The organism is Bradyrhizobium arachidis (assembly GCF_024758505.1).
GTDB classification, from domain to species: Bacteria; Pseudomonadota; Alphaproteobacteria; order Rhizobiales; family Xanthobacteraceae; genus Bradyrhizobium; species Bradyrhizobium manausense_C.
On sequence record NZ_CP077970.1, the window covers coordinates 1,986,108 to 2,007,472 of the forward strand.

At 60.8% G+C, this 21,365-nt stretch carries 17 protein-coding genes and 1 pseudogene; 16 read left to right on the forward strand and 2 right to left on the reverse strand.

The annotated features are described in order from the left end of the window. Positions 1 to 5: 5 nt before the first annotated feature. Both KUF59_RS08780 and scpA read left to right on the forward strand, forming a co-directional pair. On the forward strand, positions 6 to 1,904 hold the full coding sequence (locus KUF59_RS08780) for a methylmalonyl-CoA mutase subunit beta (protein WP_258769321.1): 1,899 nt from the start codon (positions 6 to 8) through the stop codon (positions 1,902 to 1,904). A gap of 17 nt (positions 1,905 to 1,921) precedes the next feature. Continuing rightward, positions 1,922 to 4,144, forward strand: a complete 2,223-nt coding sequence (scpA, locus tag KUF59_RS08785; RefSeq protein WP_258769322.1) for a methylmalonyl-CoA mutase — start codon at positions 1,922 to 1,924, stop codon at positions 4,142 to 4,144. Between the two features lie 644 nt (positions 4,145 to 4,788). Here the strand turns inward: scpA and KUF59_RS08790 are convergent. Continuing rightward, a complete protein-coding gene (locus KUF59_RS08790; protein WP_258769323.1) occupies positions 4,789 to 5,580 on the reverse strand; it encodes a tyrosine-protein phosphatase in 792 nt (263 codons plus the stop codon). A 493-nt stretch (positions 5,581 to 6,073) separates the two neighbouring features. Between KUF59_RS08790 and KUF59_RS08795 the strand changes: the two genes are divergently transcribed. From KUF59_RS08795 to KUF59_RS08855, 13 genes are all read left to right on the forward strand, one after another. After that, a complete protein-coding gene (locus KUF59_RS08795) occupies positions 6,074 to 7,354 on the forward strand; it encodes a class-III pyridoxal-phosphate-dependent aminotransferase (protein WP_258769324.1) in 1,281 nt (426 codons plus the stop codon). A gap of 81 nt (positions 7,355 to 7,435) precedes the next feature. After that, entirely contained in the window at positions 7,436 to 8,911 is a 1,476-nt protein-coding gene (locus tag KUF59_RS08800) for an aldehyde dehydrogenase family protein (RefSeq protein ID WP_258769325.1), read from the forward strand. After that, complete coding sequence (locus KUF59_RS08805; RefSeq protein WP_258769326.1) at positions 8,908 to 9,519, forward strand: BMC domain-containing protein; 612 nt, start codon at positions 8,908 to 8,910, stop codon at positions 9,517 to 9,519. The genes KUF59_RS08800 and KUF59_RS08805 overlap by 4 nt, the downstream gene beginning before the upstream one ends. Then, positions 9,519 to 9,989 carry a hypothetical protein gene (locus KUF59_RS08810; RefSeq protein WP_258769327.1) on the forward strand — a complete coding sequence of 157 codons (471 nt, stop codon included), beginning with the start codon at positions 9,519 to 9,521 and terminating at the stop codon, positions 9,987 to 9,989. Before KUF59_RS08805 ends, KUF59_RS08810 begins: the two co-directional genes overlap by 1 nt. Continuing rightward, complete coding sequence (locus tag KUF59_RS08815) at positions 9,986 to 10,240, forward strand: EutN/CcmL family microcompartment protein (RefSeq protein WP_258769328.1); 255 nt, start codon at positions 9,986 to 9,988, stop codon at positions 10,238 to 10,240. Before KUF59_RS08810 ends, KUF59_RS08815 begins: the two co-directional genes overlap by 4 nt. A 13-nt stretch (positions 10,241 to 10,253) precedes the next feature. Beyond that, positions 10,254 to 10,535, forward strand: coding sequence for a BMC domain-containing protein (locus KUF59_RS08820; RefSeq protein WP_057029833.1), 282 nt, complete (start codon positions 10,254 to 10,256; stop codon positions 10,533 to 10,535). A gap of 25 nt (positions 10,536 to 10,560) precedes the next feature. Next, a complete protein-coding gene (locus KUF59_RS08825; RefSeq protein ID WP_258769329.1) occupies positions 10,561 to 11,205 on the forward strand; it encodes a hypothetical protein in 645 nt (214 codons plus the stop codon). Between the two features lie 103 nt (positions 11,206 to 11,308). Next, the gene (locus tag KUF59_RS08830; RefSeq protein WP_258769330.1) at positions 11,309 to 12,304 is read left to right on the forward strand and encodes a sugar ABC transporter substrate-binding protein; all 996 of its coding nucleotides are present in this window, start codon (positions 11,309 to 11,311) and stop codon (positions 12,302 to 12,304) included. 49 nt (positions 12,305 to 12,353) lie between these two features. Beyond that, on the forward strand, positions 12,354 to 13,877 hold the full coding sequence (locus tag KUF59_RS08835) for a sugar ABC transporter ATP-binding protein (protein ID WP_258769331.1): 1,524 nt from the start codon (positions 12,354 to 12,356) through the stop codon (positions 13,875 to 13,877). A gap of 4 nt (positions 13,878 to 13,881) precedes the next feature. Next, on the forward strand, positions 13,882 to 14,844 hold the full coding sequence (locus KUF59_RS08840) for an ABC transporter permease (protein WP_258769332.1): 963 nt from the start codon (positions 13,882 to 13,884) through the stop codon (positions 14,842 to 14,844). 9 nt (positions 14,845 to 14,853) lie between these two features. Then, complete coding sequence (locus KUF59_RS08845) at positions 14,854 to 16,254, forward strand: amidase family protein (RefSeq protein ID WP_258769333.1); 1,401 nt, start codon at positions 14,854 to 14,856, stop codon at positions 16,252 to 16,254. 11 nt (positions 16,255 to 16,265) lie between these two features. Next, positions 16,266 to 17,207, forward strand: a complete 942-nt coding sequence (locus KUF59_RS08850) for a phosphotransferase family protein (protein ID WP_258769334.1) — start codon at positions 16,266 to 16,268, stop codon at positions 17,205 to 17,207. 601 nt (positions 17,208 to 17,808) lie between these two features. Continuing rightward, positions 17,809 to 19,854, forward strand: coding sequence for a methyl-accepting chemotaxis protein (locus KUF59_RS08855; RefSeq protein WP_258769335.1), 2,046 nt, complete (start codon positions 17,809 to 17,811; stop codon positions 19,852 to 19,854). Between the two features lie 69 nt (positions 19,855 to 19,923). Here KUF59_RS08855 and KUF59_RS08860 read toward each other — a convergent pair. Beyond that, positions 19,924 to 20,293, reverse strand: a pseudogene (locus tag KUF59_RS08860) (malate synthase G); the annotation flags it as partial. Between the two features lie 704 nt (positions 20,294 to 20,997). Here KUF59_RS08860 and KUF59_RS08865 point away from each other — a divergent pair. Continuing rightward, positions 20,998 to 21,327, forward strand: a complete 330-nt coding sequence (locus KUF59_RS08865) for a hypothetical protein (protein WP_258769336.1) — start codon at positions 20,998 to 21,000, stop codon at positions 21,325 to 21,327. Positions 21,328 to 21,365: the final 38 nt, after the last annotated feature.

Here is a 21,365-nt window from a genome sequence, read left to right on the forward strand (position 1 = left end):
GTCGAATGGAAGACGAAAGGCTAGAATTCGCATCCGCCTTTGCCCCTGCTTCGCGTGAGGATTGGCGCAGGCTGGTTGACGAAGTGCTAAAGGGAGCGCCATTTGAGAAACTCATCGGCAGGACATACGACGGGCTAAGGATCGAACCGGTTTACGGGCGCGTGAAGAATGTTGCGCCGATTCAGGGACGAACTCCCGCCGCGCCATGGCAGATCTTGCAGCGGATCGATCATCCGGATGCTGCGGCCGCAAATGCCCAGGCACTCACAGATCTGGAGAATGGCGCTACAGGACTCGCGCTCGTGTTTGCCGGCGGCAGTGGCAGCCACGGCCGTGGCTTGGAACCGACCGCGGAAGCCGTCGGCAGGGTCTTGCAGGACGTTCACCTCGATGCCGGCATCAGCCTTGAATTACAGGTCGGCCCGCAGTCGCGGATGGCAGCAATCCATATTGCCGAATATCTCAAGGCAAGGGCCATCGACCCCGCTGCCTGCGACGTCCGCTTTGGCCTCGACCCGCTCGCCGCCTGCGCGACCTGGGGCTATAGCCCGTACGCCTGGGAAGAGATCATTTCCGCCGTGACCAGCGGCATCAAGGGGCTGGCTGGCCTTGGCTTCAAAGGCCCGTTTGCCTCCGCCGACGGTCGCGTGATCCACGACGCCGGCGGTTCGGAGGTGCAGGAGCTGGCCTTCGTGCTCGCCTGTGGCATCGCTTACTTACGCGCGATCGAAGGCGCCGGCATCCCGCTGGAACAGGCGCAGGGCTTGGTCTATGCGCGGCTTGCTGCCGATGCCGACCAGTTCTTGACCATGGCCAAATTCCGCGCGCTGCGGCTGCTCTGGGCACGCATCGAGCAGGCCTGCGGCTTGGCACCAAAACCGCTGTTCATCGCTGCCGACACAGCCTGGCGGATGCTGACCCAGCGCGATCCCTATGTGAACATGCTGCGCGCGACCATGGCAACCTTCGCTGCGGGCCTCGCCGGCGCCAACGCCATCACCGTGTTGCCGCATACGCTCGCGCTCGGGCTGCCCGATCCGTTCGCCCGACGCGTCGCGCGCAACACGCAGCTCCTGCTGCTCGAGGAGAGCAACCTCGCCAAGGTGTCCGATCCGGCCGCGGGGGCCGGCGGCATCGAGGCGCTGACATCGGAGCTGTGCGAAGCAGCCTGGGCGCTGTTCCAGGAGACCGAAAAGGCCGGCGGCGCGTTCGCCGCCCTCCAGCAGGGACTTATTCAGGACAAAGTCGCAAACACCCGTAAAGCCCGTGAGGGCAACATTGCAAAACGCCGCGACGTGCTGACTGGCGTGAGCGAGTTCCCAAATCTGCAGGAAGTCGAGACGAAGGTCCTGGATGCAAAGCCGGTGGTCCTTCCGTCTGTCGGCGAACAGAAATACACGTTTGAGGCGCTCACGCCGATCCGTCTCGCGGAGCCGTTCGAAGCGCTGCGCGACGAGTCGGATACAGCATTGAAGCTACAAGGTGCGAGGCCAAGAGTCTTCCTCGCCAATCTCGGCACGCCCGCCGATTTCACTGCGCGTGCGACCTTTGCAAAGAGCTTCTTCGAGGCCGGTGGAATTGAGGCTGTCGACAGCGTGGGCGTTGCAGCCCCAGCTGAGCTCGCTGCCGAATTCAGATCCTCTGATGCCGAACTCGCCTGCCTGTGTTCCAGCGATAAGGTCTACGCGGAGGACGCCGAAGCCTCCGCGCGAGCACTCAAGGAAGCCGGCGCCAGGCATATTTATCTGGCAGGACGCCTCCCTGAATCCGAGACCGCGTTTAGGACGGCGGGCATTGGCAGCTTCATTCATGTCGGGTGCGACGCATTGGCGATTCTGAAGGCAGCTTATGCCTGGATCCAACAACCGGCAGATCACTCTCTAATGGCAAGCGATCCTTCGTAAGCAGGCAGCAGTTACCCATGACGGCCATCCCGAACTTCGCAAATCTTTCGTTCGAGAGATCCTTATCCGCCGCTTCCGCTGACCGAGCCGAACCATGGCTGACGCCGGAAGGCATTCCGGTGAAAGGCGTTTATCGCGAAGCCGACCTCGCAGGCCTCGATTTCCTCGAGACCTGGCCGGGCATCGCACCCTATCTGCGCGGCCCCTACCCGACCATGTATGTCAACCAGCCCTGGACTATCCGCCAATATGCCGGCTTCTCCACGGCGGAGGATTCCAACGCCTTCTACCGCCGCAACCTCGCCGCGGGACAGAAGGGCCTGTCGGTCGCCTTCGACCTCGCCACCCATCGCGGCTATGACAGCGATCATCCGCGCGTGGCCGGCGACGTCGGCATGGCCGGTGTCGCGATCGATTCCATCTACGACATGCGCACGCTGTTTGCGGGCATTCCGCTCGACCAGATGAGCGTGTCCATGACCATGAACGGAGCTGTGCTGCCGATCCTCGCACTGTTCGTGGTGGCGGCGGAAGAACAGGGCGTGCCGCCGGAAAAGCTCTCGGGCACCATTCAGAACGACATTCTGAAAGAGTTCATGGTGCGCAACACCTACATCTATCCGCCTGCACCCTCGATGCGGATCATCTCCGACATCTTCGCCTTTACCTCCACGAGGATACCGAAGTTCAATTCGATCTCGATCTCCGGTTATCACATGCAGGAGGCCGGCGCGACGCAGGATCTCGAGCTCGCCTATACGCTCGCTGACGGCGTCGAATATCTGCGCGCCGGTCTTGCCGCCGGCCTCGACGTCGACCGCTTCGCGCCGCGGCTGTCGTTCTTCTGGGCGATCGGCATGAACTTTTTCATGGAAGTCGCCAAGATGCGCGCCGCGCGCCTGCTCTGGGCGAAGCTGCTAAAGCCGTTCAATCCGAAAGATCCCCGCTCGCTCTCGCTGCGCACGCATTGCCAGACTTCTGGCTGGTCGCTGACCGCGCAAGACGTCTTCAACAACGTGATGCGCACGACGGTGGAGGCGATGGCCGCGACGCAAGGCCATACCCAGTCGCTGCACACCAATGCGCTCGACGAAGCCTTGGCGCTGCCGACCGACTTCTCCGCCCGCATCGCCCGCAACACCCAGCTCTTCCTGCAACAGGAAAGCGGCACCACGCGGATCATCGATCCCTGGGGCGGCTCCTATTATGTCGAGCGCCTGACCCGCGACCTCGCGGCAAAAGCCTGGGGCCACATCCAGGAGGTCGAGGAGCTCGGCGGCATGGCAAAAGCCATCGAGGCCGGCGTGCCAAAGCTGCGTATCGAAGAAGCCTCCGCCAAGACGCAGGCCCGCATCGATGCCGGCCGGCAGGCGGTGATCGGCGTCAACAAGTACAAGCCGACGGACGAAGTGCCGATCGAGATTTTGAAGGTCGACAACACCAATGTCCGGCGGCTCCAGATCGACAAGCTGACGCGGCTGAAGAGCGAGCGCAACCAGGCGGACGTCGATGCGGCGCTCGCCGCGCTGACGCGCTCGGCCGGCGAAGGCAACGGCAATCTGCTGGCGCTCGCGATCGACGCGGCGCGGGCGAAAGCCACGGTCGGCGAAATCTCCGAGGCGATGGAAAAGGTGTTCGGCCGCCACCGCGCCGAGATCAAGTCCATCACCGGCGTCTACAAGCGGGAGGCGTCCACTATGGGCAGCCAGGTCGAGAAGATTCAGGCGCTGATCGACGCGTTCGAGGAGGCCGAGGGCCGCCGGCCCCGCATCCTCGTCGCAAAAATCGGCCAGGACGGCCATGACCGCGGCCAGAAGGTGATCGCATCGGCCTTTGCCGATATCGGTTTCGACGTCGACATCGGACCGCTGTTTGCCACCGCCGACGAAGCGGCGCGGCAGGCGGTCGAGAACGACGTCCACATCCTCGGTGTCTCCTCGCTTGCGGCGGCCCACCTCACCGCCGTACCCGAACTGAAAGCGGCGCTGAAGAAGCAGGGCCGCGACGACATCATGATCATCGTCGGCGGTGTGGTGCCGCCGCAGGATTACGAGGCTCTCTACGCCGCCGGCGCCGAAGCCATCTTCCCGCCCGGCACCGTAATCGCGGACGCCGCTGAAGAGCTGATCCACAAGCTGAACGCCCAGCTCGGACACACCGAGGTGGCTAGCGATCCGGCTCCCGAGGACATCTACGGAAGCAGCCGGCATTCTAGTTCCTCTTCAATCTCGGGCGCCTGAGCAGATGAGTACCGTAACGCCGACTCTTGAATCGATTCGTCAGGAGATAGACCGCATGCGCCTTCAGGTCGGGCGGCATCGCAGAGAGATCGCCCGTCTCAAGCGTGCTGGGATTCGGGTCGAGTCGGCCGAAGCAATTGTGGAGAGAATGCTGGCGAAGATCGAAGAATTATGCCTTCGACGTAATCTGTTGGCAAAGGCCAGGCCTCATCCGGCGAAAGGCAAAGTCGGTCACCGAAGGTGCTTAGACGAGCGGGGCCGGCACACCCCGTAGCCGAGCTGGTAGATGTAGCTGAGCGAGTTATTCGGCGTCTCGATGAACCCACGATCACAGCATGTGTAGCTCTGTGAATAGCCGTCTCGGTGAAGGGCGTCGATAGCGTTCGGAACAGACTGTCATCTGCCGCTTCGCATTAGGCAAATAGATCCGAAGAACGGCGCGGCCCTTCGCCGTAATGACGAACGTCTGCGTTGGCCAAAAGGCTGCGGCTGCTGGCAGGTCATAGTGCAGCAACGAACGACAGCATGATCGGTGTCCAGTTCGATGCCTGTCACTCCTATCCGTGATTCTAGCTCTCGGTGTTGATTGCGGTCCCGGCGTGCCCGCGCGGCGTCATCTGCCTTCTTCTCCTTTCGTCTCCCGTCTATCCGACTGCTGCGGACTGCGCAGTGACCTGTGTCAAGTTCCGGACAAGGTGGTCCTGCTTGGCTGCCCCGAAGCCTTTGTTTGCCAGAAACTCTCGAACGGAGCCGCCCTTGGAGCGCATGTCTTCGAGCGTGCTCGCCAGATAGGACGGTGGCGCGTGGCGAGGCGCGTCGCCCAGGATTTCGGGAGGGACCGCTATCTGGCGATAGAGGTCGCGCAAACGCTGCTCGAACTTGCCGCCAAGGATTTTTTCGCTGGCACCATAATCTTCAAGTATCCTTTCCGGCGTGAGGCCGACCGTTGCGTGCAAAAGTGCGATCACCAGCCCCGTGCGATCCTTGCCGGCGGTACAATGCACCAGCACTGGCTCCTCGCTCGCCTCGGCCAGGATTTCCATGACGCGCACCAGTTGATGAGTGTGCTCGTCCATGATCAACCGGTATAGTGCGGCGAGGCTGGGAAACTTCCCGAAGTCCCTCTCGAAGAGACGATCCTCGAAAATAGGAATGCGTTCGTAGCGCACCGCATTTCGATCGATCAGGTCAGGCGCTCCGTCGGCTTCGCGCGCGTCCCTCAAATCAATGACTGTACGCACGCCGAGGCGCGCAAACTCCTCAACATCGGCCGGACTGAGGGCATTCAACGCGTCCGATCGGTAGATGCGCTTCTCGAGCAGCCATTTGCCATCCATGACCGGATAACCTCCGGCATCCCGTGCATTGAACGTGCCTTCCTTAAGAATGCGGCGGGCGCTGGCTATGGGCTGATGGTAGGAGCGTTCTGCTGTCATCGATCTTCCTTGTTCTTTCGGTGCAAATTGATGGAGCGGATTCTTGGTTTGCTGAAACGTCCTCGGACGGCCCTCAACCTCGACAATCAGCCGGGCGACGCGAGGGCTTCCCCCTTGGCGAGCGCGGAGAGCGGCGCCGGTTCAGGGGGCCCTCGGTTCGCGGTGCTGACCGCCCCGAAATATGTGCGGTCTGGACGGCCCATCTGACCGAGTTCGGTCAGATCGCGCGGACGCTCTCAGTCGAGACGCCAAGCGCCTCGGCCAATTGCCGAGTCCGATGCGCTTCCAGAACGGGCAGAATCCGACGTTCGCGCAATATGTTGCGTGACCCGGCTGCTCTCACGGTCGCAATTCCCACTCCGAGTTGCCTACAGCCACATGTTGGCAAACAAGGTCATGACTGACAACCAACTTAAAAATGACCGATATCCAACATTTTTTGTTGCATATCAAAAAAAGGGATGCAAAGGTAGGGGGCAGATGGAGGTGCGCCTTGTTCGACTATGGTTTCTTCAAGTTCGATTCGAAGTCCGAGCTGCTCGACAAGGCCATCGAGTATTGGAACCCGGGCAAAACCCGCTTCTGGCGAGATGCTGGGATTGATCTCGTGATCGATCGCCGGGAAGGTTACTTCCTCTACGACATGTCCGGGCGGAGACTGATCGATCTCCACCTCAACGGGGGAACCTACAACTTTGGGCACCGCAACCCGGAACTGGTCGCCACGCTGAAATCCGCGCTGGATTATTTCGACATGGGGAATCACTGGTTCCCCTCCATTGCGAGGGCAGCCTTCGCCGAAAAGCTCGTCAAGACGGCACCCGGAATGAAGTACGCCATCTTCGGTGCGGGCGGGGCGGAGGCAGTGGAGATCGCGCTTAAGACTGCCCGATATGCCACCAAGCGCCGCAAGATCGTGTCGATCGTCAAGGGCTATCACGGCCACTCTGGCCTGTCGGTGGCCACGGGCGACGAGCGCTTCTCCAAGCTGTTTCTTGCCGATCGGCCCGAGGAATTCTCACAGGTCCCGTTCAACGATATTGACGCGCTCGAGCGCGCGCTGCGCGGCCGCGATGTCGCCGCCTTCATCATCGAGACGATCCCGGCGACCTATGGATTCCCGCTCCCGAACGATGGCTACCTCAAGGCTTGCCAGGAGATCTGCCGCCGATATGGCACCTTGTACATTGCTGATGAGGTGCAGACGGGCCTGATGCGCACGGGCGTCATGTGGGGTTGGCAATCTTACGGCCTCTCCCCTGATATCTTCGTTACCGGGAAGGGCCTGGGCGGCGGGATCTATCCCATATCTGCTTGTGTCGTGACCGAGCAATGCGGTGCCTGGCAGCACGAAGACGGCGCAGCGCACATCTCGACGTCAGGCGGTTCTGAACTCGGATGCGTCGTTGGCCATCAGGTTATCGACATGCTCCAGCGGCCGGAACTCGAGGCCAACGTTCATTCCGTCGCCGACTATTTCCAGCGCGCCCTAGCCGAGATCATGGCGGCCAACTCCGACGTCTTTGTGGGTATTCGGCAGCGAGGTGTGATCCTGGGCTTGGAATTCGATCACCCGGAAGGTGCCATCGCCGTCTCCCGCGCGCTCTACGAACACGGCGTCTGGGCGATCTTCTCCTCGCTCGACAAGCGAGTGCTGCAGTTCAAACCGGGTCTTCTTCTTGATGTGACGACTTGTCAAGAAATTGTCGAACGGTTCGAAGCTGCCATCCCGCGCGCGCGCAGCCTTCTGCGTAGCCCGCGCCGGGCAGCCTGATCCGGGAAAAGGAAAGTTATGCTAGCTCACGATGACGCGCCTCGCCTCGCCGTGCCGGACAAGGCGGCGGCAAGAGCGCGGATGAAGGTCGACCGGGCCGGATGGGCGGTCCGCGCCTATGCCCGCTACGATCGCGCTTCCGTCATGAAGGTGGCGCGCGCTGTCGCCGAAGCAGCGCACCAGGCTGCTCAGACTTACGCCGAATGGGCGGTGCGCGAGACCGGTATGGGCGTGGTCGAGCACAAGAGATTGAAGAACGAGCTTTCGGCCCACCCCCTGGTGGATTTCTATGCCGACACGAACCTGGTCGACCCTCGCATCGACAGCATGCACAAGATGGTCGAATTGCCGAAACCGGCCGGGATCATTTTAGCGCTGACGCCGGCGACGAATCCGATCTCAACGCTGTACTACAAAGCAATCCTGGCGGTTCTGAGCCGCAATGCGGTGATCTTCAGCCCCCATCCCTTGGCGAAGGAGTGTTGCCGCGATGCTGCCGCCCGCCTGGAAGCGGCCGCTGTTGCTGCGGGCGCACCGGCCGGGCTGATCCAGTGCATAGAGGAGCCGTCCGTTCCGCTCGTCCAGGCGCTGATGATCTCGCCGAACGTGCAGGTTATCCTGGCGACCGGTGGCAGCGCGATGGTGCGGGCTGCCTATTCGTCCGGCAATCCGGCGATCGGCGTCGGACCCGGTAACGCTCCGGTCTATGTAGATCCCAGCGCGAACCAGGGTATCGCTGCCCAGCGGATCGTCGAGAGCAAGGCCTTCGACAACTCCGTATTGTGCACCAACGAAAGCGTGCTGATCTCGCTCGACGAGAACAGGCAGCAACTGGAACGCGGTTTGCGTGCCGCCGGAGCGCACATTTGCACGCAAGCCGAAGTCGCCAAGCTGCGCGACTGGCTTTTCCCGCACGGTCATCTGAATACGGCCGCTGTCGGCAAGAGCGCGGTATGGGTCGCACAGCAGGCAGGCATCCGCGTGGTGCCCTCGACCAAGACTCTCATCGCTACTGTCGAACATTTCGGATCCGAAGAGCCGCTGACGAAAGAAAAGCTATGCCCCGTTCTCGCATCCGTTTCGGTTGAGAGCTTCGAACGCGCAGTCAGCGCGGCAAACATGATCCTTCGCGTGACGGGAGCGGGCCATTCCGCCGCCTTCCATGGCGAGAATCCCCAGCGCGCCATGGATTTCGCCTCGGCCTTGCCGGTTTACCGGATTGTCGTCAACGCGCCATGCTCGCAAGGAGCCGCCGGCTTTGCCACGCATCTGGCGCCTTCCTTCATGATCGGGACAGGCTATTTCGGTCGTTCCTCGGTGGGCGAGAACATCGGCCCCCAGCATCTCGTCCATTGGACACGGCTTGCGTGGAACAGCGATGCGGCCGTCCCCTTCGGTGATTTCAGCGCAGTTCGTGTCTTCTCGGGTGGCCCCGAATCTCGCTCCGCGGTATCCGCGCCGGCGCCTGCGGCCGCGCCGGGCAACGGCGTGGATCGCGATCTCCTGCGCCAGCTGATTCTTCAGGAACTCCGTGAGTTGACCAGGGGCCAGTCGTGACCGATCTCCGCGCCTTCATCTTCATTGACCAGCTTCAGCCTCAGACCCTGGCATATACCGCCACCTGGATGCGCGGCACGCTGCCGCGAGCCCGCATGGCGGCGCAAATCATCGAGATCGCGCCCGGCCTCGACATCGAGGCGCTAACGGACACAGTGCTCAAGAGCGCCGAGGTGCGAGCGGGCTTTCTCGTTGTTGAGCGGCAATTTGGCACCCTGCAATTTCATGCCTATTCGACCGCCGAAGTGCAGGCGGGGGCCGATGCGGCGCTGGCTGCCATGGGTAAGAAACGCGAGGATGCCGAAAAGCCTAGGATCTTTGCCTCGAAGATTGTGACGCGGGTGGACGACCAGCACGCGTTCCTCATGAACCGCAACAAGACCGGCTCGATGGTCTTGGGTGGCGAAAGCATCTATCTGCTGGAATGCCAACCTGCCGCCTATGCGATCCTCGCCTGCAATGAGGCCGAGAAAGAAGCCGACATCAAAGTGATAGACATGCGGATGATCGGCGCCAACGGCCGGCTCTATCTGGCTGGTACCGAAGCCGATGTCCGCAACGCGCGTGAAGCGGCTGAACGGGCGCTGCGTGAGGCAGGGGCGCGCTGATGACCAACGACCTGCGAGCTCTCATTCGCGAACTACTTTCCGAGGAGATTGCGGTGCTGCGCGCCGAGATGCGAGGCGCAGTGCAGGAGGAGCATGTCCGCGTCGGGACCGCAGCCGACCTGACCGACTTCGCACTCTCCGTGGCACGGCGTGCATCGGACCCAACCTTCGCCGCGGCGCTACGAGAAGGGCGACTGCGATTCGTGCCCGAGCCGCCGGCGACGCCGCCGACGATTGTCCCGATTGCGCAGCCGGCCAATGCACCGTTAACGGCGGCGCCCCCGACACTGGTCACGACTGTTCCCGCGACTGTGCTCGAACTGATGAAGCCGTTGATTACCGAGCGTGACATTGCCGCCGTGGCTGAAGGTGAAACGCGGCTGCGGATCGGCAGGCGGAGCAGACTTACCCCGCTCGCCGGGGACGAGGCGCGCCGCCGGGGCATCAGGATCGAAAGGAGTGCGAAATGATTAGGGCGCGCGTCAGCGGCAGGATCTGGTCCACGCGCCACATCGGCACCTTGCCGACCGGCGCACTGCTTGAGGTGGAAACAGAAACCGGCACAAAACTGATTGCTTTCGACCCGCTCGGCTGCGCCGACGGCGAAGCGGTGCTGGTCACCCAAGGCTCGGTGGCTGCCGCCTTTTTTCCCGAAAAACCCGCGCCGATCGACGCGCTGATTATCGGGTCTATCGATGAACAAACCTCGAAACCGAAATAAAGGAGTCTCTCAAATGGCAAATCTTGCAATTGGAATGATCGAGACCAAGGGCTACGTGCCCGCGCTCTCCGCCGCCGACGCGATGGTGAAGGCGGCAAATGTCGAGATCATCGCCCGCAACGAGGTCGGTGGCGGCCTGGTTTCGGTCGTGGTGCGTGGTGATGTTGGCGCGGTCAAGGCTGCCACCGAAGCCGGCGCGGAAGCTGCCGGACAGGTCGGAGAGGTGACCGCCGTTCATGTGATCCCGCGTCCGCATCCGGATCTGGGCAAGCATTTCGACGCGGTCAAGGCTTGATAGCGTCCGACGAAAGGACTGGGGCATGACTGAGCTTCGTGTCTACCTTCCCATAGAAGATCTTCAGCCTCAGTTCGCGGCCTATCTTTCCTCGCCTACAAGGGCGAGGGGATATCCGCCATTTGCTGGAGAGCATTCGCTGATTATCGAGGTCGCGCCCGCATTGGCGATCCATCGTATCACGGACCTCGCGCTCAAGGCGGCGCCGGACATGGAGCCCGGTATTCTCTACACCGAACGGCAGTTCGGCCTTCTTGAACTCCATGCCGACAATATGGGCGCACTGGAAGCTGCCGGCAACGCCATTCTCAAGGGATTGGGTGCCAAGGCCGAGGACCAGCTCGTGCCGGAGATCCTTTACCACGACATTATCGAGGACCTGTCGGACCAGCATGCAATCATATTGAACCGGTCGCGCGATGCGTCGATTCTCGTACCTGGCGTCGCACTGCTCATCTATGAGATGGCGCCGGCTCTCTTTGCATGCGTTGCCGCCAACGAAGCCGAAAAAGCGGCACCGCGCGCAACGATCAACGATGTCCAGATGATGGGCGCTACCGGCCGCATCTTCATGTCTGGGACACCCGAAGACATGAGACTCGCCCGGGACACGATTTCACAGAAGCTCGGCGCGATCAAAGGCCGCTCGGCAGTCAAGGGACGCACGTAGCACAGCTCACAAAACCGCGCACAGTTCACAAGAACGCGGGCTATTTTCAACATCAGACCATAGGAGAGGGACTATGATTGTGAGTACACATGCAAAGACGGCCATGGCCGCGTTGGTCTACGTCGCGGCGCTCTGGTTGAACCAGGCGGCCGCCGCGGAAAACGATCCTTCAAAAGTTACAATCGAAGAAGTGCGTGCCGGCGGCAAGAAGGCGTGCGAGGGCGGCAAGAAGTTCAAGATCGCCTTCAGCCATTCAGTGTCCGAGGCGGCGATCGTTAAGCAGGTTCGCCATTTTGCCGACAAGCGCGCGGCCGAACTCGGTTGCGTGACCGTTCTGCATGACAACACCCAAGCAAATAATCTGGAACAACAGATCAACGCGGTGCAGGGATGGATTACACTCGGCATCGATGCGATCGTCGTCACGCCGATCGATGAGAGTGCGCTTAAGCCTTTCCAGAAGCAGGCCCAAGCCCAGCATATCAAATGGCTGACCTATCTCGGCAAGATGGGGGGCTCGGACGGCTTTGTCGGTTTCGACCATGCGCAGGCAGGTCAGCTCATCGGCAAAGCTGCGGTCGACTGGGTCAAATCGAAAAAGATCGAGCACCCCAAGGCTTTGGTGACCACGCTAACGGGCCTACCCTCGATCGCTCCACGTTGGACCGAAGTCGAAAAACTGTTTGCGCAGGCAGGCATCGAGATTGTCGCCAAACAGGACTCCGCCGACCAAGCATCCGGCCTGACAATCACGGAGACCGTGCTGAAGCAACATCCGGACCTTAGCGTCGTAATCGGCTTGAATGACGATGCCGCGGTCGGAGCCAATCGAGCCGTGACAGTCGCCGGCATCTCTCCGGACCAGATTTTCATCGGCGGCCAGGACGGCTCCTTTGAAGGACTGACCGCGGTCAACCAGGGAAAAGCCTACAAGGCGAGCGCCGCTATCCTGATCAATGAGCTTGGCGCTAACGTTGTTGACCTCGCTCTGAATGCGGTAGCCGGCAGTGGCCCAAGCTTTGCCTACACGCCAACGGTGCTCGCAAGCAAGGCAGATCAGGCCTTGCTCGACAAGCTGATTGCAAATTACAAAAACTAGCGCTTCTCCGGTGCGGGCTTTGCCCGCACCCTTTTGCCCCAAGAAAATCATGGCCTCTGAGATTGTCAAAATTTCTGGGTTGCGGAAGTCCTATGGCCCGATCGAGGTGCTGAAGGGCGTCGACCTTACGTTTCGGGAAGGCGAGATTCACGCTTTCATCGGTGCTAACGGGGCCGGTAAATCGACGCTTCTGGGCTGCTTGTCAGGCGCGACGGCACCCAGTTCGGGCGAGATTGTCCTCCATGGCGAGAGCTTCGGCCGCCTTACGCCGCGTCTTGCGATCCGGAAAGGTGTCGCCATCATTTATCAGCACTTCCAGGTCATCGAAGGGCTCAGCGTTGCCGACAATATCTTTCTCGGCAACGAGATCAGGAAATGGGGAGTTGTCGACCGACGCGCCCAGGTGGAACAAGCGCGCCAGCTGCTTGCGCGATTGAGTTCGTCAATCGACCCAAGCCTCCCGCTCGAAAAACTGAGCATCGGCGAACGGCAGATCGTCGAAATTGCTAGGGCCCTGCATCTGCATCCAAAGGTTCTTATTCTCGACGAGCCGACAGCTGCACTTTCAGACCGCGAGATGGAGGCGTTGCATGGTGTCGTGCGTCAGCTGGCCAAGCAGGAAGGGCTCGCGATCGTCTATGTGACGCACCTTCTCGATGAGATCGCGGAAATCGCAGACGTTGTGACCATCCTGCGCGACGGCGCGGTGGTTTGGACGAAGCCAGCCTCCGAAGCGCCGGTCGAAGAGATAGCGCGGGCAATCGCTCCGAGATTGGCCCGGGGCTCCAGCCGGCGCAACCGGACGGCGGCTGGCGATACGATCGTCAGGCTAAAGGATTATCGGTCGGACTTCACCGGGCCGGTCAATCTCGATTTGCGGCAAGGGGAGATAGTCGGCCTTTATGGTCTGCTTGGATCGGGTCGAACCGACCTGGTCGAAAGCCTCGTCGGCGCACGGAAGAGGGTGGGCGGCGTCTACGAACTCGGCGGCGGTGCCGTCCAGATGAACGGTCCCAGCGCGGCGCTTGCCAACGGTGTGGCACTGGTTGCCTCCGACCGCAATCAGCAGAGCCTTTTCGGCGATCTTTCGGCGATGGATAATCTGCTGATGCCACATTATGCCGGCATTGCACGTAAACGGTCGAGCCAGAGGTCGATGTTCGATCAGGCGGCGGAGGCTTTGAATCTCGTGCCGAGGAAGCCCAAGTTGGCCGCCAGCAGGTTCAGCGGCGGCAACGCCCAGAAGCTGGTGATGGGCCGCTGGTTACTACCGGACCTTGGGACGAGAGTCTTGCTGCTCGACGAACCAACTCAGGGTGTCGACATCGGCGCTCGTGAGGATCTTTATCGCCTCCTTTCCCAATTCGCGGCAGGCGGCGGAGCGGTCGTCGTCGCTTCGTCCGATCCCGCCGAAATTGTCGCCGTTTCGGATCGTGTGCTCATACTGGCTCACGGTCAGCAGATCGCGCTGCTCGATGGTGAAATCCATGAAGACCAGATCGTGCAACTCGCTCATCAGAGTAAGGCCGTGATCGACGGACGTCGCCGGCAAGCCGCAACTGTCACGGGGTAAGATCATGTCGCAAGCGAACGACAAGTCGGTGGACACCATGAACATCGGAGCTTCCTTCACGGCTGCGGCGCTGCCGGCCGCAATCGCGTTCCTTGCTCTGTATTTCTTCTATAAGTCGCCGGTCTTCCTGACCTTCAACAACTGGATCAGCATCTCCGTGCAGATCGCATCATTGATGACGATCTCCATTCCGTTTGCGATTCTGCTCATGGCTGGAAAAGTCGATCTCAGCGTCGGTTCGATGGTCGGGCTGTCAGGCGTGGTCGCTGGCCTGTCTTTCCCCAATCTGGGAATCACCGGAACGGTTGTACTGGTGCTGGTAGTGGGATTGGCGATCGGGCTGCTCAACGGCTTTCTCGTCGGGGTCCTATCCATGTCGCCGATCATTGTGACATTGGGCGCCCTAACTTTGATGCGTGGACTGGCGCAATGGTTGTCTCCATCGCCCTTGTTTGACTTTCCCGAGGCCTTCACATTCATCGGTTATGGTAGGCTGCTCGGTTTGCCTATTCTGACCTTGATCATGCTGACAGTTCTTGCCGTGGGCCTGTTCGTGATGGCGAGAACCCCGCTGGGGCGTCACACAGTCGCCATTGGGGTCAACGAGCGTGCGGCCTATCTCGTCGGCATCCGCGTCAAGCTGACCGTGATGCTGCTTTATGGTGCCGTCGGCATGAGTGCGGCGCTGGCCGGCCTCATGACGATCGCGCGCATCAATTCAGCTCCGTCGGGGACGCTCGGCGTCGGGGTCGAACTGAGTGTGCTTACCGCCGTCCTGTTGGGAGGCGTGCCGTTTACGGGGGGCAGGGGATCCCTCCTGCGCGTCGCCTTGGGCGTTTGGCTGCTCGGAATGCTGTCGAACGGGCTCATTCTGATGAACGTCCCCACGACAGCCAGCTTGATGATCACCGGTCTCGTGCTTGTCCTGGCCGCGGCCCTGGATGTGCTCCGGACGCGCCGGGGCTGAGGAGGTGTGATGGTTTTGGACGAGGTATCGAAGCTCACGTTGGATCAAATGTTGCAGGGCTTCCGAGCCGGCACGATCGATCCGGTCGAGGTGATGGAGCTCACGCTCGACCAGATCCGCCGGGTGAACGGCGAGATCAATGCGCTCTACGAATTGCGGCCCGACGAAAACCTTGCCGCAGCCAAGGCTGCAGCCCGGCGGTATGGCGAAGGCCGGCCGTCCGGCGCTCTGGACGGCGTGCCGGTCACCATCAAGGATTCCATGCATGCCATCGACACTCGCTGGCATCACGGTTCGCGTATCCATGCAGACGGTGTCGTCGGCACAACTGACGCGCCACCCACAGAGCGCCTCAAGGCTGCCAATGCCATCATCGTGGGCAAGGCTAAGATGCCTGACTTCGGTCTCAGCGGATCGGGCGTGAGTTCGTTCCATGGCATCGTGCGTAATCCGTGGGGCCTCGCGTGGAATCCGGGCGGATCAAGCGCCGGGGCAGGCGCATCTCTTGCAGCGGGCATCGGCATGATGTCGGTGGGCTCGGACATAGCAGGCTCCGTACGGCTCCCGGCCAGCCATTGCGGATTAGCGGCGTTGAAGCCGACGCAAGGTATGATCGCGCATACGCCGGCTTCGGACATACGGTCGGCCGGACCCATGACGCGGTATGCCGCCGACCTGGAGGCGCACCTGCGCGTTCTTGGCGGGTTGCATCGATACGATCGTTTTTCACTCCCCGTGACCGAACCCAGCGAAAGCTTCGGGAAAGCCCGTGTCGCGGTCTATGGAAGCTTCGGCTTCGGTCCGCCGGTAGAGACGGCGGTGCTTGATGTCCTCAGTCGCGCGGAACAGGCAGTAGCGGGTCTGGTTGCAAAAGTAGCGAGCGCTCCCCCTCCTTATGATTTCGATGCCTACCTGCCGATCGACGACATGTTTAAGCTTCGGGGATGGCGTGAACACGTCGGCGTGGCCGAGCAGCTGCGTCAGCACACCCCGCGGCAACTGTTCGATTGGTTTAAGGAAGCACGGGACTGGTCGGCCGAACGGATCGCATTGTTCGAGGCCGGCGTTGCGCGCGGTGTGGCGCAGACGAATGCCCTTTTCGAGGACAGCGATTTTCTGCTGACTCCTGTAATGCCGGTGGTCAACTTCCCGGCCGAGGAGAGGGGGGTGGACCCTGCGATGCCGTTGCGGCACTGTACGTTCACAGCAATGTTCAACCAGTCGGGGCATCCGGCGGTGTCGCTCTGCGGCGGGTTCGACTCGCGTGGCTTGCCGGTCGGGGTGCAACTGGTCGGGCGCCGGTTCGACGATATTCGGCTTTGCCGGCTCGCGGCGGAGCTGGAAGCAGTGCTTTGGCCGGGCGGCCCGGAGGCGCGCGAATGGCCGCTCCAGCCCCGCAAGCCGACGTGACGGAGGTGGTTATGGTCGCTGCAAATCGCCAAGCCGTCGTTCGGGCTCGTGCCGAGGCTCGCCTGGGCGGTTCGTTGGATAGTCTTGAAAGTCCGCTGACCGTGCTGGCCTCGCCGGCCTGGAGAGGCGTTGAAGCCGACATCTGGCTTGCACGCCGGGGCGATCAGTCCGAAATCTACAAGCACTATCACACTGACCTCTCGCACTACGTGGATCCGGCAGGGGCCATCGATGCGGCTAAACGCGCGGGGGACATCGGAGTCGGGCCGCGCGTCTTGCAATCCTGGGACAAGGATGGGCTTTTCGCGATGGAGTACCTGGGGAACGGCTGGAGAGCAGGCGGTCTTCACGACAGCGCGAATACCGGCGTTCGTAAGGGTATCGTTGCCGCGAAGAAAGCTCTTCAAGCTGGGCCAAAACTACCGCGCGACGCGGATATCTTCGGTGAGATTCGCGCAGCCTTCGCCGCATGCACGAGTTTCAAGGCAAGTCTGCCGAAGAATATAGCAGCCTTTCTCGGCTTCGCTGACAGGGCAGAGCAGGCGATGTCGCAGCTGGAGGTCGAACGGGTCCCCTGTCACCGCGACGGCAACACCGCGAACACCATGGTCGGTCCCGGAGATGCGGTGCGGCTTGTCGACTATGATCTGGCGGCCAATGCGGATCCTTATGAGGACATCGGCTACCATCTTACGGAATTGTTCGATCGCGAGCCCGAAGCACGGGATGGTTTTGTCGAATGGACCGGCTTTTTTGAAGAATCGCTGTTCCAGCGGGCCATGGTCTACGGGATTCTGGATGATCTGCGCTGGGGTCTAGTCGCCTTCGCCATGGCCGCGTCGTCGCCGCGCACGTCGCTCGAATTCGCCAAATACGCCTCATGGCGCATGATGCGTTTCGAAATGACGTCGCAAACTTCGATGGCGGGAGATCGCCTGCGTCGCATGGCCTAAACGAGAAGGGATGACGAGATGTCCGATGCGGCGACGATCAAGCAGGTCGAAAACGCCAACTCATGTTGGTGATCACGCAACAGATAAAGGCAGCAAGGGCCCTTCTTAGCTGGGGGCAAGATGACCTTGCGGTGAAATCCGGCGTTGCGATATCAACGATCCGGAGACTCGAAGCCTCAAGCGGACCACTCTGTGCTCGCTTTGAGACAATCGCGAAAATCCGTCGAGCACTCGAAGAAGCCGGGATCAGATTTAGCAGCGAACCACATCCAGGTGTCGGCCTAACGCAAGGCAACCAGAATCCTCTCAGCTGATGTCGTCAAGCTCTGTCTTCTTCAGTCGCGAACGACCCGCGGCGAACGGCTCCGCAATTCTCAAAATTATATTTCGTACGAGAATAAGTATTTTAAGTTGCGATTACTTGTATTATTGGTATCGAGTAGTCAGAGACCAAAGGAGTGTGAGTGCTTCGCGGCGCTTTGTCTCTTGGTTTTACATCATTTTATTTATTCTCAGTTAGCGTCCTCCGCCGATGCCGCACAACGGGCCACGGGCCACGGGCCGCGCGGCCTTGTAGAGACAATGGCGGGGGAATTCGCATATGGGTTTGTTAAAGGGGAACGATGGGCACGAGCAGTATAGACCCGGCTTGTTTTCCAATCTGAGATTTCGCGTCAAGATCGTGCTGGGCTTCGTTGTGGTGCTCGGTCTTTCGGCGGTGGGCATGAGCATCGCCTATCTAGGCTTCGAGCGCATCTCGATTGGTGTCGCCTCATACCACGACATCGTTGTTGAGAGCGATGTAGCCCGCGACATCGACCGGGAGCTCACCGTCTATGCACTGCTGGCGCGCTACTATGCGGTAACCGGAAACGCCGCCGACGAGACCGCCGTGCATGAGGCGCAGAGTGCGTTGGGCCAAGTCATGAAGAATGCCGAAGGCACAGTCAGCGCGGAGAATAGGCAAAAGTTCAAGGATATCTCTGCAAAGTCCGAGGAGTTCGGCAATCTGTTCGGGCGTGTCGTAAAGCTCAAGATCGACAATGACGAGATCGGCAAGCAGCTTCTGCGGCTTAGCAACTTCTTCCGAAATCGGCTCGAAGATCTCGCCGATTCGGCAGCACTCGAGGGCCAAGCTGATCTGCCGCCAGCAGTGAAGGAGCTCGCGAGCCAAATCGCAGCGGTGGCCACCAACATCAACACCTACTTTGTGCGGCAGGACCAGGCGATTGCCAACAGCGCCACCGCTCGTATGCACCTGATCAAGGACAATTTACCGGCGTTGACCTCCAGCAATGAGAACCTGACCGCCAAGATCAAGGAGATTTCGTATCAGTTTAACACCTACCAGGCTTCGTTCGATAAATTCTTGCAGAACGTGGTTGCCGTTAACGACCTTGTGGTGAAAATGAACGACGCCGCGCGCGAGATCAGCCAAGACGGCAAGGCCATGAAGAATTCCCTGCTGGCCCAGCAACAACTCGTGTCGGCGCAGTCGCTGTCGGTCGCCAACGATACGAAGCGCTTTGTGACGTTGCTCGGACTCGTTGGTCTAGCGTTCGGCGCGATCTTGGCCTGGATGTTGGGCCAGGGCATCTCGCGACCAATAATCAGCATATGCCGAGCGATGCGCGAACTCGCCGGCGGCAATTTCGAAGTGGTGCTGCCCGGACTCGGCCGCAAGGACGAAATCGGCGAGATGGCGAGCGCGGTGGAAGAGTTCAAGAAGCAGGCAGTGGCGAAGGCAGAGCGCGAGGCATCCGAACGTGAGGAGCAGAACAGGGCGACCAACCGCACGCGCCGCGCTGAGCTACATCGCTTCGCCGATAGCTTCGAGGCCGCGGTGGGCGCCATCGTCTCCAACGTGTCGTCCTCGGCCAACCAACTCGAGAGTGCCGCGGGCTCCCTGACCCGCACTGTCGAGACGACTCAGGACCTGTCCGGTCGTGTGGCGGGCGCCTCTGAAGAAGCCTCTACCAACGTGCAGTCGGTGGCCTCTGCCACCGAAGAACTCTCGGCCTCAGTGCGCGAGATCGGTCGCCAAGTCCTGGAATCTGCCCGCATCGCGAATGCCGCGGTGATGCAAGCTGAGGAGACGGACGTGCGGATAGGCAAGCTGTCGCGCGCTGCACAGCAGGTTGGCGAGGTCGTCAAGCTGATTACCGCGATCGCCGAGCAGACCAATCTCCTCGCGCTTAACGCTACCATCGAGGCGGCGCGCGCCGGCGATGCCGGCCGTGGCTTTGCTGTAGTCGCGACCGAGGTGAAGTCGCTCGCGAGCCAAACTGCGAAGGCGACCGACGACATATCGTCGTACATTACCGACATGCAAGCAGCGACCCAAGAATCGGTTGGAGCGATCAAGGAAATCGGCGGGACCATCGGACAGATCTCCCAAATTGCTTCCACGATTGCCGCCGCCGTCGAACAACAGAGCGCGGCGACTCAGGAAATCGCCCGAAACGTGCAAAACGTTGCGCACGGCACCCAGGAAGTCGCTGCCAGTATTACGGATGTCAACCGCGGTGCCGGCGAAACCGGCGCGGCTTCTGCTGAGGTGCTGAATTCAGCGCAGATGCTGTCGGTGGAAAGTACGCGGCTGCGCGAGGAACTCGACCGCTTCATGGCCAATGTCCGCGCGGCGTAGGCCGCCAGTCCTTCTGTTTGCGCGACCACGACGCGCGCTGGCTCGCGGCGCGCGTTTTTGGCTCCTGCTTCAGCGAGCTGCCTTGACCTCCCGGCGGGGGCGCGGCAAGGATGTACTCGGTGTAGCCGTTCGGCTGCGTGCGGCCCTTGAACACGAGGTCGCAGACCGCCTGGAAGGCTGTGCATCGAACGAGGGTGCCATCGGCCAGTAGAGCGAATCGCCGGCGTTCTGCTTGTCGACCACGGCGGCCATGCGCTTCAGCAATTCCATCACCTGGTCCTTGCTGACGACGCCGTGCTCCAGCCAGTTCGCGAGATGCCGGCTCGGGATGCGCAAAGTGGCGCGGTCTTCCATTAGGCCGACGTCGTGGATATCAGGCACCTTAGGCAGCCAACGCCCTGGTGTGTGTCCAGCGCACGACGTAACCGAAAATGCCACGGAGCTTCCAGTACCTATACAACCCTCGGAGCTTTTTCTGCAATATTTGAGTATGGCGCGGGTACCGATGCGCCCTTTCAGGTGATGCACTGGCCGTGACTTAGCCAAGGTCGACAGCATGCGTAATAGCGCGAGCGCGCGCTCCGAGGCTCGGATCCGTTGTGTGCGTGGGAGCTGTGCGCTTCGATGAAGGGCTTTACGCAGTCAGAAATCCAATTTGCGGGTGGTGGTAGTTCGCTTTCGTGGTTGACGACGACGCCCGGCACTCGCTGAACCCATCCACCGTGAGTGCTCTGAATGGCTCACCGATGCGCAAATTGCTTAGACTTTGCATGGTCCTGAATATCAGGCGCTTGAGTAAGCGGGGAGGGGGCGTGGCATTGCCTGAAGAGCTCGAGGGCGTGCGACGCGCGAATAAAATCGGCGGCGTGATCTTTCCTTGGCTCATATGGTGCGTAAAAAACTCGCGAACGCTCGACTATGGTCCCCCGCCGACCTACCGTTGCAAGCGGAGAGCGGCTGAAGAGTACCGATGAGTTGAAGGCAAAAGAGCTCTGCTTTGACCTCACCCTCACGGTTTGACCGATGGCGCAGAAGGCTGCAAGTCTAAGGTAGCAAGTGCTCTGTCCAGCTCCCGCCGACGGGGAGCCGAATCGGCGGTAGAGACCACTTACTGTTGTATCAAGATGAATGAGGAGGCATCCCATGCACTTCAATCGGATTTTCGACAGCGATGGCAAGGGTTGGGAAGGCTTTCCAAGCAGGTCCTACGCCCGACTTGATCAGGTTGAGCCGGCAAACCTTAAACAGGCCGACGAAGCGGTGTTCGCGCTTGATGCAATCGATGCAGCCTGGACCGAATTTGGCCATGGAAATGCATTCGATCTGAATATACCAGCGGCAATTGCGTCAAATATCAGCGATGTTTGGAAGCAATTGTTTGGGCCGCGGCCGCAGCGGCCGATTAACATACCGTTTGATCGCATGCCCGTGTATCGAATAGAGGTTACATCGCGGCGCGGCGATTTGTTTTAGGATGAACTTGTCTCATTCAACGAGCACGAGTGGTAATG

Coding starts and splice junctions, on each gene's coding strand:
- KUF59_RS08810 (WP_258769327.1), top strand. CDS start 9,519: ATGACCAACGACCTGCGAGCTCTCATTCGCGAACTACTTTCCGAGGAG.
- KUF59_RS08820 (WP_057029833.1), top strand. CDS start 10,254: ATGGCAAATCTTGCAATTGGAATGATCGAGACCAAGGGCTACGTGCCC.
- KUF59_RS08830 (WP_258769330.1), top strand. CDS start 11,309: ATGGCCGCGTTGGTCTACGTCGCGGCGCTCTGGTTGAACCAGGCGGCC.
- KUF59_RS08845 (WP_258769333.1), top strand. CDS start 14,854: ATGGTTTTGGACGAGGTATCGAAGCTCACGTTGGATCAAATGTTGCAG.
- KUF59_RS08815 (WP_258769328.1), top strand. CDS start 9,986: ATGATTAGGGCGCGCGTCAGCGGCAGGATCTGGTCCACGCGCCACATC.
- KUF59_RS08780 (WP_258769321.1), top strand. CDS start 6: ATGGAAGACGAAAGGCTAGAATTCGCATCCGCCTTTGCCCCTGCTTCG.
- KUF59_RS08790 (WP_258769323.1), bottom strand. CDS start 5,580: ATGACAGCAGAACGCTCCTACCATCAGCCCATAGCCAGCGCCCGCCGC.
- KUF59_RS08800 (WP_258769325.1), top strand. CDS start 7,436: ATGAAGGTCGACCGGGCCGGATGGGCGGTCCGCGCCTATGCCCGCTAC.
- KUF59_RS08865 (WP_258769336.1), top strand. CDS start 20,998: ATGCACTTCAATCGGATTTTCGACAGCGATGGCAAGGGTTGGGAAGGC.
- KUF59_RS08840 (WP_258769332.1), top strand. CDS start 13,882: ATGTCGCAAGCGAACGACAAGTCGGTGGACACCATGAACATCGGAGCT.
- KUF59_RS08825 (WP_258769329.1), top strand. CDS start 10,561: ATGACTGAGCTTCGTGTCTACCTTCCCATAGAAGATCTTCAGCCTCAG.
- KUF59_RS08855 (WP_258769335.1), top strand. CDS start 17,809: ATGGGTTTGTTAAAGGGGAACGATGGGCACGAGCAGTATAGACCCGGC.
- KUF59_RS08850 (WP_258769334.1), top strand. CDS start 16,266: ATGGTCGCTGCAAATCGCCAAGCCGTCGTTCGGGCTCGTGCCGAGGCT.
- KUF59_RS08835 (WP_258769331.1), top strand. CDS start 12,354: ATGGCCTCTGAGATTGTCAAAATTTCTGGGTTGCGGAAGTCCTATGGC.
- scpA (WP_258769322.1), top strand. CDS start 1,922: ATGACGGCCATCCCGAACTTCGCAAATCTTTCGTTCGAGAGATCCTTA.